The organism is Rhodovulum iodosum, from assembly GCF_041020385.1.
Classification (GTDB): Bacteria; Pseudomonadota; Alphaproteobacteria; order Rhodobacterales; family Rhodobacteraceae; genus Rhodovulum; species Rhodovulum iodosum.
This window is the reverse complement of the sequence record NZ_JBEHHI010000002.1, coordinates 844,120-859,316: the sequence shown is the minus strand read 5'-3', so window position 1 is coordinate 859,316 and position 15,197 is coordinate 844,120. Positions and strand designations below refer to the sequence as shown.

Sequence of the window (15,197 nt, the reverse complement as noted above, 5' to 3'; positions counted from 1 at the left end):
CCTGCGGCAGTTCGCGCCGCGGCGGATCAAACCAGCATGGAAAGCGGGTTTTCCAGGTTGTCCTTGATCGCCTGCAACAGCTCGGCGCCGAGCGCGCCGTCGATCACGCGGTGATCGACGCTGAGAGTGACCGACATGACGGTTGCCGTCGCAAGCTGGCCGTCTTCGCCCACCACGGGTTTTCTGACACCAGCGCCGACCGCGAGGATCGCGCCGTGGGGCGGGTTGATGACGGCATCGAAATTGTCGATGCCGAACATCCCCAGGTTGGAAATCGCAAAGCTGCCGCCCTGGTATTCGTGGGGCGCGAGCTTGCGGTCGCGCGCGCGGGCGGCGAGGTCTTTCATCTCGGCGGACAGCGCCGAGAGGGTTTTCGCCTCGGCATCGCGGAGCACCGGCGTGAAGAGCCCGCCCTCGATGGCCACGGCCACGGCCACGTCCGAGGGATTGAGTTGCAGGATGCGGTCGCCGGCCCAGACCGCGTTGGCCTTGGGCACCTGTTGCAGGGCCAGCGCGCAGGCCTTGATGATGAAGTCGTTGACCGAGAGCTTCACGCCGCGCGACTCGAGCTGGCTGTTGAGGGTCTTGCGGAAGTCGAGCAGCGCGTCCAGGCGGATGTCGCGGCGCAGGTAGAAATGCGGGATCGTCTGCTTGGCCTCGGTCAGGCGCTGGGCGATGGTCTTGCGCATGCCGTCGAGCGCGATCTCCTGGTAGTCGCGGTCGGCATAGATCTTGGCGACGGCCGCGGCGTCGGGGCCGGCCGGCATCGGCGCAGCAGCGCCGGACGCGGCCGGGGCCGCGGCGGAGGGCTGCGACGCCTCAGCGGGTTTGGCGGTCTCGACATCGGCCTTGACGATGCGGCCGCGGGGGCCGGAGCCTGCTATCTGCGCTAGATCGAGCCCCTTTTCCGCGGCAATCCGGCGGGCGAGCGGCGAGGCGAAGATGCGCGAGCCGTCGCTGGCCTCGGGTGCTGGCGGCGCGGCGGCCGGCGCGGAGCCCCCGTCGGGGGCCGCCTTGCCGCCCGCGTCGGCCTTTTCGGCCTCCGGCGCGGGTTTCGGGGCGGGGGCCGAGGCGTCGCTGTCGATATCGTCGGCGCTTTCGCCCTCTTCCAGAATCACGGCGATGGGGGTGTTGACCTTCACGCCCTCGGTGCCTGCCTCGACGAGGATCTTTCCCAGCGTGCCCTCGTCGACGGCCTCGAATTCCATCGTGGCCTTGTCGGTCTCGATCTCGGCCAGAAGGTCGCCGGCCGACACGGTGTCGCCCTCTTTCACCAGCCACTTGGCCAGCGTGCCTTCCTCCATCGTGGGGGAGAGGGCGGGCATCAGGATTTCGGTGGGCATGTCGCGCGCCTCCTCAGCGATAGGTCACTTGGCGGGCGGCCTCGATGACCTCCTTGGTGGTCACCAGCGCCAGCTTTTCGAGGTTGGCCGCATAGGGCATGGGCACGTCCTTGCCGGTGCAATTGATCACCGGCGCGTCGAGCCAGTCGAAGGCCTCCTGCATCAGCACCGCCGAAATGTGGTTGCCGATCGAGCAGACCGGCCAGCCCTCTTCGACGGTTACGCAGCGGTTGGTCTTTTTCACGCTTTCGATGACGGTCGCGGTGTCGAGGGGCCTGAGCGTGCGCAGGTCGATCACCTCGGCCTCGATGCCGTCCTTGGCCAGGGCCTCGGCGGCCTCCAGCGCGTAGGTCATGCCGATGCCGAAGCTGACGATGGTCACGTCGGACCCTTCGCGCCAGATCCGGGCCTTACCGAAGGGGACGGTGAAATCGTCCAGCGCGGGCACGTCGAAGGACCGGCCGTAAAGGATCTCGTTTTCGAGGAAGATCACCGGGTTGGGGTCGCGGATGGCGGTTTTCAGCAGGCCCTTGGCATCGGCGGCCGAATAGGGCTGAACCACCCTGAGCCCCGGCACCTGCGCGTACCAGGCGGCGTAATCCTGGCTGTGCTGGGCGGCGACGCGGGCCGCCGCGCCGTTGGGGCCGCGGAACACCATCGGGCAGCCCATCTGACCGCCCGACATGTAGAGCGTCTTGGCCGCCGAGTTGATGATCTGGTCCATCGCCTGCATCGCGAAGTTGAAGGTCATGAACTCGACGATCGGGCGCAGGCCGCCAAAGGCTGCGCCGACGCCGAGCCCGGCGAAGCCGTGTTCGGTGATCGGCGTGTCGATCACGCGCTTGGCGCCGAACTCGTCCAACAGGCCCTGGCTGATCTTGTAGGCGCCCTGGTACTCGGCCACCTCCTCGCCCATCAGAAAGACAGTGTCGTCGCGGCGCATCTCTTCGGCCATGGCGTCGCGCAGCGCCTCGCGCACGGTGGTGGATTTCATCTCGGTGCCCTCGGGCACCTCCGGCTCGGGCGCGGGGGCGGCGGCCTTGGGTTCGGCCGGGGGGGCGTCCGGCGCGGAGCCCCCGTCGGGGGCCGCCTTGCCGGCCGCGTCGGCCGCGGGCGCGGCCTCCTGCGCCTTCGCCGCGGCGGCCTCGGCATCCTCGCCTTCTTCGACCATCACGGCGATGGGGGTGTTGACCTTCACCCCCTCGGTGCCGGCGGGCACGAGGATCTTGCCCAGCGTGCCCTCGTCGACGGCCTCGAATTCCATCGTGGCCTTGTCGGTTTCGATCTCGGCCAGGATATCTCCGGCCGATACGGTATCGCCCTCGTTCACCAGCCACTTGGCGAGCGTGCCCTCTTCCATGGTGGGCGAGAGGGCGGGCATCAGGATTTCGGTGGCCATCTGCGTCTCCTCCCTCAGGCGTTCTGCGGCGCGACGTCGGCGTAGATGTCGGTATAAAGCTCTTCGAGCGCGGGCTCGGGGCTTTCCTTGGCGAATTCGGCGGCCTCGTTGACGACCGCCTTGATGTCCTTGTCGATGGCCTTGAGATCGTCATCGCTGGCGTGCTTGCCCTGCAGGATCAGCTCGCGCACATGCTCGATCGCGTCGCGCTCTTCGCGGATCTTCTGCACCTCTTCGCGCGAGCGGTACTTTGCCGGGTCCGACATGGAATGGCCGCGGTAACGATAGGTCATGATCTCAAGGATATAGGGGCCCTTGCCGGCGCGGCAGTGGGCGACGGCCTTTTCGCCGGCGGCCTTGACCGCGAGCACGTCCATCCCGTCGACCGCCTCGCCCTCGATCCCGTAGGCGGCGCCGCGTTCCCAGAAATCGGGGCTTTTCGTTGCGCGCTTGACCGAGGTGCCCATGGCGTACTGGTTGTTCTCGATCACGAAGACCGCGGGCAGGTCCCAAAGCTCGGCCATGTTGTAGGTTTCGGCCACCTGGCCCTGGTTCGCGGCACCGTCGCCGAAATAGATGAAGGTGACGCGATCGGTGCCCTTGTACATGTCCGAGAAGGCAAGGCCCGCGCCGATCGGCACCTGGGCCGCGACGATGCCGTGGCCGCCGTAGAAATGCTTCTCTTTCGAGAACATGTGCATCGAGCCGCCCTTGCCCTTGGAATAGCCGCCGTCGCGTCCCGTCAGCTCGGCCATCACGCCCTTGGGGTCCATCCCGCAGGCCAGCATGTGGCCGTGGTCGCGGTAAGAGGTCACGCGCTTGTCGCCCTCGTCGGCCGAGGCCTCGAGCCCCACGACGACCGCCTCCTGGCCGATATAGAGGTGGCAGAAGCCGCCGATCAGACCCATGCCGTAAAGCTGGCCGGCCTTTTCCTCGAATCGCCGGATCAGCAGCATATCGCGGTAGTATTGAAGCAGCTCTTCTTTGGAAATGTTTGGTTTCGCGGTCGATTTTCGCGTGGCCATCGGGCAGCGCCTCCCTGCGCGGCAAATGGTTTAACGTTAAACAATCTGTATCAGACCTGTGGCGCGAATGCGAGGGGGTTTCTGGGCGTGGCGCGGCCGCCGAACGCGGCCGGGGATGCTGCAACCGCGTTCCACCAAGGATTTTGTGCACGACGCCGGGTTGCGGGGCCTCAGCGGATCACGATCTCGTCGGCGCGCACCAGGCCCAGCACGCTGCGCGCCTGTTCGTCGAGAAGATCGAGATCGAGGTAGTCGTCCGACAGCCGGTGCGTCTTGTTGCGCATCACCTCGAGTTCGGCCGTCAGCGCCGCATGGCGGGCGCGCAGCGACTGCGCCTCGGCCTCGATCTGAACCCGGCGGAACAGGCCGAAATCACCCTGCACCGCGGCAAAGGTGAAATACATCCCCAAAGAGAAGATGACGGCGACGTAAAGGACCGCGCCTAACGCGGGGTGCTTGCGGGTGCTGCTCATGCGATCTGCCTCGAAACGCCTCTGACGGGCGCCTCCGCAAACCATCGCACAAGTGATTCGGGTTGTGAATCCCCTTTCGTCCGAAAGCCCTTATTTTTCGGACGAAAGGTCGGGCACGGGCGCCGCGCGCCCGCGCCCCCAAGGGGTCAGCCTTCCAGCGCGGCGACGCCGGGCAGGGTCTTGCCTTCCATCCATTCCAGGAAGGCGCCGCCGGCGGTCGAGATATAGCTGAAATCGTCCGCCGCGCCGGCGCCGTTCAGCGCCGCCACCGTGTCGCCGCCGCCGGCGACCGAGACCAGCGTGCCGGCCTTGGTCATGTCGGCGGCCTTCTTGGCAGCGGCGTTGGTCGCGGTGTCGAAGGGCGGGATCTCGAAGGCGCCCAGCGGGCCGTTCCAGATCAGCGTCTTGCACTTGCCGAACACCGCATCGACCTCTTCCACCGTCTTCGGCCCCGCATCGAGGATCATCGCGTCGGCGGGGCAGGCGTCGGCGGCCACGGTTTCGTTCTCGGCGCCGGCCTTGAACTCGCGCGCCACTACGACGTCGACGGGCAGCACGATCTTGCAGTTGGCCGTGTCGGCCTTTTGCATGATCTCCTTCGCCGTGCCTGTCATGTCATGCTCGGCCAGCGACTTGCCCACGTCGATGCCCTGGGCCGCGAGAAAGGTGTTGGCCATGCCGCCGCCGATCACCAGGTAATCGACCCGGCCCACGAGGTTGCCCAACAGATCGAGCTTGGTCGAGACCTTGGCGCCGCCCACCACGGCCACCACCGGCCGCTCGGGCGCGGTCAGCGCGCCTTCCAGCGCCGTCAGCTCGGCCTCCATGTTGCGGCCCGCGCATGAGGGCAGCAGCTTGGCGATGCCCTCGGTCGAGGCATGCGCGCGGTGCGCGGCGGAAAACGCGTCGTTGACATAGACATCGCCCAGCGCGGCCATGGCGGCGGCGAGCGTCGGGTCGTTCTTCTCTTCACCGGCGTGGAAGCGGGTATTTTCAAGCAGCAGGATGTCGCCTTCGCTCAGCGCGGCCACTGCCTGCTTGGCGGGAAGGCCCACGCAATCCTCGGCGAAGATCACGCCGCGGCCAAAGGCCTCTTCCAGCGCGGGCAGGGTGACCTTGAGGCTCATCTCCGGCACCACCTCGCCCTTGGGCCGGCCGAAATGGGCCAGGAGCACCGGCTTGCCGCCCTTCGCCAGGATGTCGCGCACGGTGGGGACGATCCGCGCGATGCGCGTCGCGTCGGTCACCTTGCCGTTGTCGACAGGCACGTTGATATCGACGCGGGTCAGAACCACCTTGCCGGCAAGATCCATGTCGTCGAGGGTTTTCCAGGCCATTCCGTCCGTACTCCTCCGCGGGAAATCCATTCGCGCGCCACTTGACCCATTCGCCGCCCGCCCGTCAACTGCAGCCCCCGGCTTTGGGCTTCCCTTCAGCGATATGCCGCACTAGGTTGCCGCGCGAAACGCAGCCAAGGAGCGCCCGGAATGGCCGAGATCAAGGACCCCGAAAACACCATCGTCATCGCGCTGAAGGACGGCCCGGTGACCATCGAGCTGTTGCCCGACGTGGCGCCCGCCCATTGCGCCCGGATGAAAGAGCTGGCCCGCGCCGGCGCCTATGACAACGTGGTGTTCCACCGGGTGATCGACGGCTTCATGGCGCAGACGGGCGACGTGGCCAACGGCAATGCCGAACAGGGGTTCGATTTGCGCCGCGCTGGCACCGGCGCGTCGGACCTGCCCGACCTGCCGGCCGAGTTCTCGCGCATCCCCCATGACCGCGGCACCCTGGGTGCGGCGCGGTCGTCGAACCCCAACTCGGCCAACTCGCAATTCTTCATCAATTTCGCCGACAACCATTTCCTCAACGGCCAGTACACCGTCTATGGCCGCGTGATCGAGGGGATGGAACATGTCGACGCCATCACGCGGGGCGAGCCGCCCGCGACCCCCGACCGCATGCTCAGCGTCAAGGTGGCCGCCGATGCGTAAGCTCGCCCTCGCCTTCGCCCTGACCTTGGCCGCGGGCCCGGCGCTGGCCACCGGCCTCGAGATCGAGGTCGCCGGCGAGGGGGCCAACGGCACCATCGTGGTCGACCTGCTGGAGGATGTCGCCCCCGCCCATACCGCCCGTATCGTCGAGCTGGCCCAGGAGGGGGCCTATGACGGGGTGGTGTTCCACCGCGTCATCGACGGCTTCATGGCGCAAACCGGCGACGTGGAATTCGGCACGTTCGGCGAAGACATGCGCCGCGCCGGCATGGGCGGGTCGGAAAAGCCCGACCTGGCCGCGGAGTTCTCGGATGAACCCTTCGCCCGCGGCACCCTCGGCATGGCCCGCGCGGCGGACCCGAACTCGGCCAACAGCCAGTTCTTCATCATGTTCGCCCCGGCGCCGCATCTGAACGGTCAATATACCGTGGTCGGCCGCGTGACCGATGGGATGGACGTGGTCGATGCCATCAAGCGCGGCGAGGGCCGCAACGGCGCGGTCATGGGTCAGCCCGACCGTATGGTGACGGTCACCGTCACCGAGTGACGCCCGCGCCCGGCGCGCCCGGCACACGCCGCGTCACCTTCCGGTGAGCCGGGCTCGGCAGGCGGGGCGGCATCTGCCATTCTTCGCTTTTTCGAAAGGGAGGACCGGCGATGCCACCGACACGGCTTTTCGCGCTCTTTGCGCTCTGGCTCTGGGCCGGGTCCGCTGCGGCCGATCCGACCTTCTGGGCCAACGAGTTCCCGAAAACCGATTTCAGCCGCAGCGCCGTGGGCGGCTGGGGCGAGATCGTCTCGGGCGGGCCGGGGCGCGACGGCATCCCCGCGCTGTCCGCCCCGGCCTTCCGCCCGGCGGCGGGCGAGACCCGGCTCTCCGACCGCGAGCCCGTGATGGTGCTCGACCTCGGTGCCGGGCCGGCGCGCGCCTACCCGATCCGCTACCTCACCTGGCACGAGATCGTGAACGACACCGTCGCGGGCCGGCCCGTCGCCGTCACCTTCTGCCCCTTGTGCAATTCCGGCCTCGTTTTCGACCGGCAGGTGGGCGGCGAGGTGCTCGATTTCGGCGTCACCGGCAAGCTGCGCAACTCCGACATGGTGATGTACGACCGCCAGAGCGAAAGCTGGTGGCAACAGGCCACCGGCGAGGGCATCGTCGGGCGCTACACCGGCACGCAGCTCACCCAACTCCCCGCCTGGATGCAAAGCTGGGCCGCCTTCCGCGCCGCTCATCCCGAGGGTCTGGTGATGGATCAGCCCGATTGGCCCCGCGCCTATGGCCGCAACCCCTATGTCGGCTACGACGGCGCGCGCCGGCCCTTTCTCTACCGGGGCGAAGATCCGCCCCACGGCATCCCGCCGCTCGCCCGCGTGGTGCGGGTGGGTGCGCGCGCCTGGCCGCTTTCGCGGCTGCGCGACGCCGGCGAGATCGCCGAGGCCGGCGTGGTGATCAGCTGGCGCGCGGGGCAGGCCTCGGCGCTCGACAGCGCGGCGATCGGGCAGGGCCGGGATGTCGGCAACATCCGGGTGCGCGACGGCGCGGGCCGCGACCTGCCCCATGACGTGCTGTTCGCGTTTGCCTTCCACGCCTTCTGGCCCGAAGGGACATGGATGGTCGACTGACGGCCGCTCCGGGCTGGGCGGTCTGACCGACGGCGCGATCGCCACGGACAACGGGAACGTCGTCGAAGGGCCGGACCATCGATCCGACGATCACCTTCCCCGCCGACGATATCCGCGATTTCACCGCGATCACGCTGCATGTGGACGCGTCCAACGGGGCGGCGGCGCGCCCTGGCCCGGCGCGCGCGGCCTGGCCGATCCGTGCGGGAGGCGCCTTGCGGCGCCTGCCTCCGGCGGGGATATTTCTTGCCAGAAGAAGCGCAGGGGTGGCGCGCCGCCCTTGCCCTTCTTCTTGGTGCAAATACCCAAACGGCGCCACGCCGGCCCCGGGGCGCGGCGCCGGGGGCTCAGCCGTCCAGCGTCACCAGCGCGTGGCGCTTCTTGCCGGCGCTGAGCTTGATCGGCCGGGCCAGGTCGGCGGGTCCGATCATCAGCCCCGCATCGGTCAAGGGCGCGTCGTTCAGCCGTGCGCCCTGGTCGGCGATCAGCCGCTTGGCCTCCTTGCCGGACTTGGCGAGACCCGAGCGGGTAATCAACTGCACCACCGAAATGCCCTCGCCCAGCTCCGCCGCGCTGAGCGTCAGCGTCGGCAACTCGTCGCCGGCGCCGCCCTTTTCGAACACCTCGCGCGCGGTGGCTTCGGCGGCGGTCGCCGCCTCGGCCCCGTGGCAGAGCGCGGTGACCGCGTTGGCCAGCACGATCTTGGCGTCGTTGATCTCCGAGCCGGCGAGCGCACCCAGCCTTTCGCACTCCTCGATCTCCAACTCGGTGTAGAGCTTGAGAAACCGGCCCACATCGGCATCCGCCGTGTTGCGCCAGAACTGCCAGAACGCGTAAGGGCTCAGCATCTCGGCATTCAGCCAGATCGCGCCCTCGGCCGATTTGCCCATCTTCTTGCCGTCCGCCGTGGTCAACAGCGGCGAGGTCAGCCCGAATACCTCGTCGTCGAGGATGCGGCGGGTCAGGTCGATGCCGTTGACGATGTTGCCCCACTGGTCCGAGCCGCCCATCTGCAGCCGGCAGCCGTAGCGGCGGTTGAGTTCGAGGAAGTCATAGGCCTGCAGGATCATGTAGTTGAATTCGAGAAAGCTGAGGCTCTGCTCCCGGTCGAGCCTTGATTTCACGCTTTCGAAGCTGAGCATCCGGTTGACCGAGAAATGCCGCCCGACGTCGCGCAGGAAGTCGAGGTAGTTCAGCCCGTCCAGCCACTCTGCGTTGTTGAGCATCAGCGCATCGGCCGGCCCGTCTCCGAACGTCACGTAGCTGGAAAAAACCTCCTTGATGCCGGCGATGTTGGCGTCGATCTGATCGGGCGTCAGCAACGGCCGCTCGTCGGCGCGAAAGCTGGGATCGCCCACCTTGGTGGTGCCCCCGCCCATCAGCACCAGCGGCCTGTGCCCGGTCTTTTGCAGCCAGCGCAGCATCATGATCTGGATCAGGCTGCCCACGTGCAGCGACGGCGCCGTGGCGTCAAAGCCGATATAGGCCGGTACGACCCCCGCGATCAGCGCCTCGTCCAGCCCCTGATAATCGGTGCAGTCGGCCAGATAGCCGCGCTCGATCATCACGCGCAGGAAGTCTGATTTGGGGTGATAGGTCATCGGCCCTTGTCCCTTGGTGTGGATTTCGCCAGTGATATATCGGGGCTGGCTGGGAAGGGAAAGGCCATGGGCGATGCGCGGCCGTTGCGGGCGCTGGGCACGATGTCGGGCACCTCGCTCGACGGGGTGGACGCCGCGCTGGTGGTCACCGATGGCGAAACCGTTCTCGAATTCGGCGAGACCGCGTACCGTCCCTATTCCGAGGCCGAGCGCGCGACCCTGGCCGCCGCCCTAGGCCGCTGGCCCGGCGAGGCCGGGGTCGAGGCCGCGGCAGAGGTCGTGGAGACCGCCCATGCGGAGCTTTTGTCCCGCTTCGACGGTGTCGAGCTGATCGGCTTTCACGGCCAGACACTGGCCCACGATCCCCGCGGGCGCGGCACGCATCAGGCCGGCGACGGGCGCGTGCTGGCCGAGGTGCTGGGCCTTCCGGTGGTGTGGGATTTCCGGTCGTCCGATGTCGAGATGGGCGGGCAGGGCGCGCCGCTTGCCCCGTTCTTCCATTTCGCCTGCGCGCGGTGGATCGGTGCCGAGGCGCCGCTGGCCTTCGTCAATCTCGGCGGGGTGGGCAACCTGACCTGGGTCGATCCCGCGTGCGCCCGACCCGAGGCGCCGGGCGCGCTGCTGGCCTTCGACACCGGCCCGGCCAACGCGCCGCTCAACGATCTGATGCAGGCGCGCCGCGGCCTGGCGCTGGACCGCGACGCCGCGCTGGCGGCGGAGGGCATTCCCGACGAGGGGGTGATCGCTGTGTTTCTGGACCATCCCTATTTCCTGCGCATGCCGCCCAAATCGCTGGACCGCAACGCCTTTGCGGGACTGGTCGACGCGGTGGCGCCGCTGCCCGATGCCCATGCCGCCGCGACGCTGACCGCTGCCGCGGCGGCGGCCGTGGCGCGCGGGCTGGAACATTGCCCCGAGCCGCCCGAGCGTCTTCTGGTTGCGGGCGGCGGGCGGCTGAACCCGCTGATGATGGAAATGCTGATCGAACGGTCTCAGGTGCCGGCGCTGCAGGTCGAGGCGGTGGGGCTGAACGGCGACATGCTGGAGGCCCAGGCCTTTGCCCATCTCGCTGTCAGGGTGGCGCGCGGATTGCCCACATCCGGCCCGTCCACGACGGGGGTCGCCGCGGCGGTGGGCGGCGGGCAGGTCAGCGCGCCGCCCCGTTGACCTTGGACCCGGCTCGGGGCAACAGGGGGCCATGGGCCATAAACGCATAGACAAACTGCTGGAACCGGCGGCGCGCGCGCTCTCGGCGCGGCTGTTGCCGTTTTACCGCCGCTATCCCTATCGGGGCCGGTGCAGCCTTTTCAAGGTCGACCCGCGGGGCGCCTATTCGCCGGCCGACGGGTTTTTCTACAGCCGCGTGCCCAAGGCGGCGAACACCACCGTCACCTCGGCGCTGGCAGAGCGGTCCACCTACCGCCGCCGTTTTGCCAAGGCCGGCGACGTGAAGGACGCTTACCTGCGCCCGTCCTATCTTTCGGCCCGAAGCGTCCGCGCGCTGGAGGCGGGGGTCAAGTTCACCTTCGTGCGTGACCCCTATACCCGCACGCTTTCGGCCTTTTCCGACAAGATCCTGGGCCGCCGCCCGCAGGCGCGCCCCTTTACCGAATGGTTCGGCGACTGGCCGGATGACGCACCGCCCGGGTTTGCCGATTTCTGCCGCTTCCTCGATGCCGGCGGGCTGACGCTCGACCCGCATTGGGCGCCGCAGACCGATATCCTGCTGTTGCCGGTGGCGGCGTTCGATTTCATCGGCCGCACGGAGCGGCTGGAGGAGGATCTGGCCGAGGTGCTGACGCGCATTTTCGGCCCCACCGACGCCAGGGCGATCGAAAGCCGGGGCCGGCGCACCGGCGCCAGCGACCGCGTCGCACAGGCCTACACGCCCGAGGCGCTGGACATCGTCAACCGCCTCTACGCGCGCGATTTCCGGGAGCTGGACTATCCAGTGCGCCAGACGCTGCCCGCGACCGCGACCTAGGCCGCACCCGAAAGGCGCAGTGCCGGCCGGCGCGCTGAAGGCCGGTTCAGCACCCGTCAGCCCTCAGCCCGCGGAATGTCGAGGCCCGGCGGCGCCATCTCGAACCCGTCGAAGCGAAAGCCCGGGCTGACCGTGCAGCCCGCCAGCGTCCAGTCGCCCGTGCTCTCCGCCGCCTGCCAGTGATGCGCGGGCACGATCAGCTGCGGCAGGGCACCCGCGGCCAGGTCCGGCCCGAGGGTGAGGTCGCGCGCCGGGCCGGCCTGCGTTTCGGCCAGCGACAGGATCAGCGGCGCGCCGGCGTAGAAATGCCAGATCTCGGTGGCATCGACCCGGTGCCAGTGGCTCTTTTGCCCCGCCGCCAGCAGATAGTAGATCGCGGTGCCCGCCGGCCGGGCCGATCCCTCGGTCTCGGCCACCCAGGTTTCACGATACCAGCCGCCTTCGGGATGGGGCCGAAGGTCGAGATGGGCGATGATGGTTTCTGCATGCATGGGCATACCTTACCCCCGGATATTCGCGCCGGAAAGAGCCTCCCGCCCGGCGCAATGCTGCCTTGCGGAAATTGGGGCCGGGGCCGGATTGCTGCAATGCAGCAATTCTGCTACCTGTCGCGCGAAACCAGCAAGGCGGCGCCCGGCCCGGCGCCGCAATCTGCGTAGCGGGAAACGCGACACATGAGCAACGACGACATTCTGACGCGCATCTTCGGGGTGACGCGCCACTTCATGCACCCGGCCGAACGGCCGGATCAGGCCGCCCGTGGCCGTGGCTGGGTCGATGCCTGGGGCCGACCCACCGAAGACGGTCGCGACCTGATCGATGCGATGCAGGATCAGGAATCGACGCGGGGTGTCTACCGCCTGCTGGGCTAGGCCCGCCGGCGCCGGTATCATCGGCCGCTGACTTCTTCTTGGTCCAAATACCCAACTTGCGCGCGCAGCGCGCGGCGCCGCCCCTTGGGGCGGCGCTTTCGCATCATTTCAGGATCGACGCACCCGCGTAGACGGCGCTTTCGTCCAGCATCTCCTCGATGCGGATCAGCTGGTTGTATTTCGCCAGCCGGTCCGAGCGCGACAGCGACCCGGTCTTGATCTGCCCGCAATTGGTGGCGACGGCCAGATCGGCAATCGTCGCGTCCTCGGTCTCGCCCGAGCGGTGGGACATCACGTTGGTATAACCCGCGCGGTGCGCCATCTCGACGGCGGCCAGCGTCTCGGTCAGGGTGCCGATCTGGTTGACCTTGACCAGCATCGAGTTGGCGACACCTTGCGAAATGCCGTCGGCCAGCCGCTTGGGGTTCGTCACGAACAGATCGTCGCCCACCAGCTGCACCTTGTCGCCCAGCGCCTCGGTCAGGGCTTTCCAGCCCTCCCAGTCATCCTCGGCGCAGCCGTCCTCGATCGAGATGATCGGGTAGTCGGCGCAGAGCTTGGCGAGGTAGTCGACATTCTCGGCGGCCGAGAGCGACAGGCCCTCGCCCTTCATCTCGTATTTGCCGGCCTCGAAATACTCGGTCGAGGCGCAGTCGAGGGCGAGGTACACGTCCTCGCCCGGTTTGTAGCCGGCCTTCTCGATGCTCTTGAGTATGAAATCCAGCGCGTCGCGGGTGGACGAGAGGTTGGGCGCAAAGCCGCCCTCGTCGCCGATGCCCGTCAGGTGGCCCGCCGCCGAAAGCTCTTTCTTCAGCGTGTGGAACACTTCCGAGCCCATGCGCACCGCGTCGCGCATCGTGGGCGCGGCGACCGGCATGATCATGAATTCCTGGATGTCGATCGGGTTGTCGGCGTGCTCGCCGCCATTGATGATGTTCATCATCGGCACCGGCAGGATGCGCGCCGAGGTGCCGCCCACGTAGCGGTAAAGCGGCTGGGCGGTGTAATCGGCTGCGGCCTTCGCCACCGCCAGGCTGACGCCGAGGATGGCGTTGGCGCCCAGCCGCCCCTTGTTCTCGGTGCCGTCGAGTTCCATCATCGCGTGGTCGATGCCCACCTGCTCGGTCGCGTCAAAGCCCACCAGCGCCTCGGCCAGTTCGCCGTTGACCGCAGCCACCGCGTCAAGCACGCCCTTGCCGAGATAGCGCGCCTTGTCGCCGTCGCGCCTTTCCACCGCCTCATGCGCGCCGGTCGAGGCGCCCGAGGGCACCGCCGCGCGGCCCATCGTGCCGTCTTCGAGGATCACGTCGACCTCGACGGTCGGGTTGCCGCGGCTGTCGAGGATCTCACGGCCGATGATGTCGATGATGGTGCTCATGGGGGGGCGTCCCTTTCTATGCTGCACTCGCAAACTCGGGGGTCTTCTAGCGCCGGGCGCGGCGCATGGAAAGGGCCCGTTCCCGGGTCAGCGTGTAGAGGCCCGAGGCGATGATCAGCGCGGCCCCAGTCAGGGTCGCGGCGTCGGGCCGTTCGGCGAATACCGCCATGCCGATCAGGATGGCGAAGACCAGCCGGGAGTAGCGAAACGGCGTCACCACGGCGACTTCGCCCATGCGCATCGCCTCGACGATGGCGTAATAGCCCGCGGTGCCCATCACCAGCGCGCCGGCAAGGCGCAGCGCGTCGGCCCCGCCGATGGGCACCGGGCCCGGACCGAGGGCCAGCATCACCGCCCCGAGCGGCACCAGCAGGGCAAAGGCATAGGCGGCCAGTTGCAGCGAGCCCACGTTGCGCGGCGTCGCCCGCGTGGCAAGATCGCGCAGCGCCAGCCCCACAACCGCCTGCACCGCGAAGAGCGAGGCCGGCTGGAACCCCTCCAGCCCCGGCCGCACGACCAGCAGGACCCCGGCAAAACCCACCCCGATCGCGCTCCAGCGCCGCCAGCCCACCTGCGCGCCCATGAACAATGCCGCGCCCAGCGTCACCGCCAGCGGTGTCGCCTGGATGATCGCCGAGGCCGAGGACAGCGGCGTTTTCGAGATGGCGGTGACAAAGCCCGCGGTGGCGACGATCTCGCCGAGGTTGCGCAGCATCACCGGACGGGTGAACAGAACCGGGGTCAGCAGGCGCTGGCCGCGCAACCGGGCCAGCGCACCGAAGATGACCGCGCCGCCCGCGCCCAGCACCATCAGGATCTCGCCCACCGGCAGGCTGTCGGCCACGCGCTTGACGAACATGTCCTCGATGGCAAACCCCGCCATCGCGGCGACCATCAGAAGAATGCCGCGCAGGTTTTCCATGAAGGCCGATCCCAAAGACGAGCGTTTGCCACCGCTTAGCCTGCGCCGCGGGGCGGGGGAAGGGGACTCAGCCCTTTTTCAGGGGCACGCCGTAAAGCTCCAGCCGGTGGCCTTTCAGCCGATAGCCCAGCTTTTGCGCGATCCTTTCCTGCAGCGCCTCGATGTCGGGGTCGACGAATTCGATCACCTCGCCGGTGTTGAGGTCGATGAGGTGGTCGTGGTGGTCGCGCTCGGCATCCTCGTAGCGGGCGCGGCCGTCGCGGAATTCGAGCCTTTCGAGGATGCCGGCCTCCTCGAACAGCTTGACCGTGCGGTAAACCGTGGCGATCGAGATCTTCGGGTCAACGGCGCTGGCGCGGGAATAAAGCTCTTCCACGTCGGGGTGGTCGTCGCTCTCTTCCAGAACGCGGGCGATCACCCGGCGCTGGTCGGTCATGCGCAGGCCCTTTGCCTCGCAGCGGGCGATGATGGTTTCGGTCATGGCCGCTCCTCGCTTCGGAGCGTCGGTTTAGCGGCAGCGCCGCGGCGTTTCCAGCCCCCGCGGTGCGCTCAAAGCGGGGCCGGGCCAAGAAAAACCGAA

At 68.2% G+C, this 15,197-nt stretch carries 16 protein-coding genes; 6 read left to right on the top strand and 10 right to left on the bottom strand.

All coding sequences use genetic code 11. The annotated features are described in order from the left end of the window. Window positions 1–26 precede the first annotated feature (26 nt). The 5 genes from Ga0609869_RS13235 to Ga0609869_RS13215 form a co-directional block, all read right to left on the bottom strand. Window positions 27–1,343 (bottom strand): pyruvate dehydrogenase complex dihydrolipoamide acetyltransferase, encoded by a 1,317-nt coding sequence (locus Ga0609869_RS13235; protein ID WP_125405105.1) that lies wholly within the window; start codon window positions 1,341–1,343, stop codon window positions 27–29. A gap of 13 nt (window positions 1,344–1,356) precedes the next feature. Then, window positions 1,357–2,742, bottom strand: a complete 1,386-nt coding sequence (locus tag Ga0609869_RS13230) for a pyruvate dehydrogenase complex E1 component subunit beta (RefSeq protein WP_125405108.1) — start codon at window positions 2,740–2,742, stop codon at window positions 1,357–1,359. Window positions 2,743–2,756: 14 nt separating this feature from the next. Next, a complete protein-coding gene (pdhA, locus tag Ga0609869_RS13225) occupies window positions 2,757–3,767 on the bottom strand; it encodes a pyruvate dehydrogenase (acetyl-transferring) E1 component subunit alpha (protein ID WP_125405111.1) in 1,011 nt (336 codons plus the stop codon). A gap of 170 nt (window positions 3,768–3,937) precedes the next feature. After that, window positions 3,938–4,240: an FtsB family cell division protein gene (locus tag Ga0609869_RS13220; protein ID WP_125405114.1), complete on the bottom strand. Its 303-nt coding sequence runs from the start codon at window positions 4,238–4,240 to the stop codon at window positions 3,938–3,940. Window positions 4,241–4,386: 146 nt separating this feature from the next. Next, on the bottom strand, window positions 4,387–5,577 hold the full coding sequence (locus tag Ga0609869_RS13215; protein WP_125405117.1) for a phosphoglycerate kinase: 1,191 nt from the start codon (window positions 5,575–5,577) through the stop codon (window positions 4,387–4,389). Window positions 5,578–5,727: 150 nt separating this feature from the next. Between Ga0609869_RS13215 and Ga0609869_RS13210 the strand changes: the two genes are divergently transcribed. The 3 genes from Ga0609869_RS13210 to Ga0609869_RS13200 all read left to right on the top strand — a co-directional run bounded on the left by Ga0609869_RS13210 (window position 5,728) and on the right by Ga0609869_RS13200 (window position 7,860). Then, a complete protein-coding gene (locus tag Ga0609869_RS13210) occupies window positions 5,728–6,234 on the top strand; it encodes a peptidylprolyl isomerase (RefSeq protein ID WP_125405120.1) in 507 nt (168 codons plus the stop codon). Continuing rightward, window positions 6,227–6,781: a peptidylprolyl isomerase gene (locus Ga0609869_RS13205; RefSeq protein ID WP_125405123.1), complete on the top strand. Its 555-nt coding sequence runs from the start codon at window positions 6,227–6,229 to the stop codon at window positions 6,779–6,781. The genes Ga0609869_RS13210 and Ga0609869_RS13205 overlap by 8 nt, the downstream gene beginning before the upstream one ends. A 110-nt stretch (window positions 6,782–6,891) precedes the next feature. Next, complete coding sequence (locus tag Ga0609869_RS13200; RefSeq protein WP_125405126.1) at window positions 6,892–7,860, top strand: DUF3179 domain-containing protein; 969 nt, start codon at window positions 6,892–6,894, stop codon at window positions 7,858–7,860. Between the two features lie 347 nt (window positions 7,861–8,207). On the opposite strand, the gene tyrS is transcribed toward Ga0609869_RS13200, so the two are convergent. After that, entirely contained in the window at window positions 8,208–9,461 is a 1,254-nt protein-coding gene (tyrS, locus tag Ga0609869_RS13195) for a tyrosine--tRNA ligase (RefSeq protein WP_125405129.1), read from the bottom strand. Window positions 9,462–9,527: 66 nt separating this feature from the next. On the opposite strand from tyrS, the gene Ga0609869_RS13190 reads away from it, so the two are divergent. Continuing rightward, window positions 9,528–10,628 (top strand): anhydro-N-acetylmuramic acid kinase, encoded by a 1,101-nt coding sequence (locus Ga0609869_RS13190; RefSeq protein WP_125405132.1) that lies wholly within the window; start codon window positions 9,528–9,530, stop codon window positions 10,626–10,628. Window positions 10,629–10,659: 31 nt separating this feature from the next. Continuing rightward, window positions 10,660–11,445: a sulfotransferase family protein gene (locus Ga0609869_RS13185; protein ID WP_125405134.1), complete on the top strand. Its 786-nt coding sequence runs from the start codon at window positions 10,660–10,662 to the stop codon at window positions 11,443–11,445. 56 nt (window positions 11,446–11,501) lie between these two features. Here the strand turns inward: Ga0609869_RS13185 and Ga0609869_RS13180 are convergent, their stop codons facing one another. Next, window positions 11,502–11,936 (bottom strand): cupin domain-containing protein, encoded by a 435-nt coding sequence (locus Ga0609869_RS13180; RefSeq protein ID WP_125405137.1) that lies wholly within the window; start codon window positions 11,934–11,936, stop codon window positions 11,502–11,504. A gap of 183 nt (window positions 11,937–12,119) precedes the next feature. Between Ga0609869_RS13180 and Ga0609869_RS13175 the strand changes: the two genes are divergently transcribed. After that, the gene (locus Ga0609869_RS13175; RefSeq protein WP_125405140.1) at window positions 12,120–12,317 is read left to right on the top strand and encodes a hypothetical protein; all 198 of its coding nucleotides are present in this window, start codon (window positions 12,120–12,122) and stop codon (window positions 12,315–12,317) included. Window positions 12,318–12,420: 103 nt separating this feature from the next. Here the strand turns inward: Ga0609869_RS13175 and eno are convergent, their stop codons facing one another. From eno to Ga0609869_RS13160, 3 genes are all read right to left on the bottom strand, one after another. Continuing rightward, on the bottom strand, window positions 12,421–13,695 hold the full coding sequence (gene eno, locus Ga0609869_RS13170) for a phosphopyruvate hydratase (RefSeq protein WP_125405143.1): 1,275 nt from the start codon (window positions 13,693–13,695) through the stop codon (window positions 12,421–12,423). A gap of 46 nt (window positions 13,696–13,741) precedes the next feature. Beyond that, entirely contained in the window at window positions 13,742–14,617 is an 876-nt protein-coding gene (locus Ga0609869_RS13165; protein WP_125405145.1) for a DMT family transporter, read from the bottom strand. A gap of 67 nt (window positions 14,618–14,684) precedes the next feature. Beyond that, the gene (locus Ga0609869_RS13160; RefSeq protein WP_125405148.1) at window positions 14,685–15,098 is read right to left on the bottom strand and encodes a Fur family transcriptional regulator; all 414 of its coding nucleotides are present in this window, start codon (window positions 15,096–15,098) and stop codon (window positions 14,685–14,687) included. Window positions 15,099–15,197: the final 99 nt, after the last annotated feature.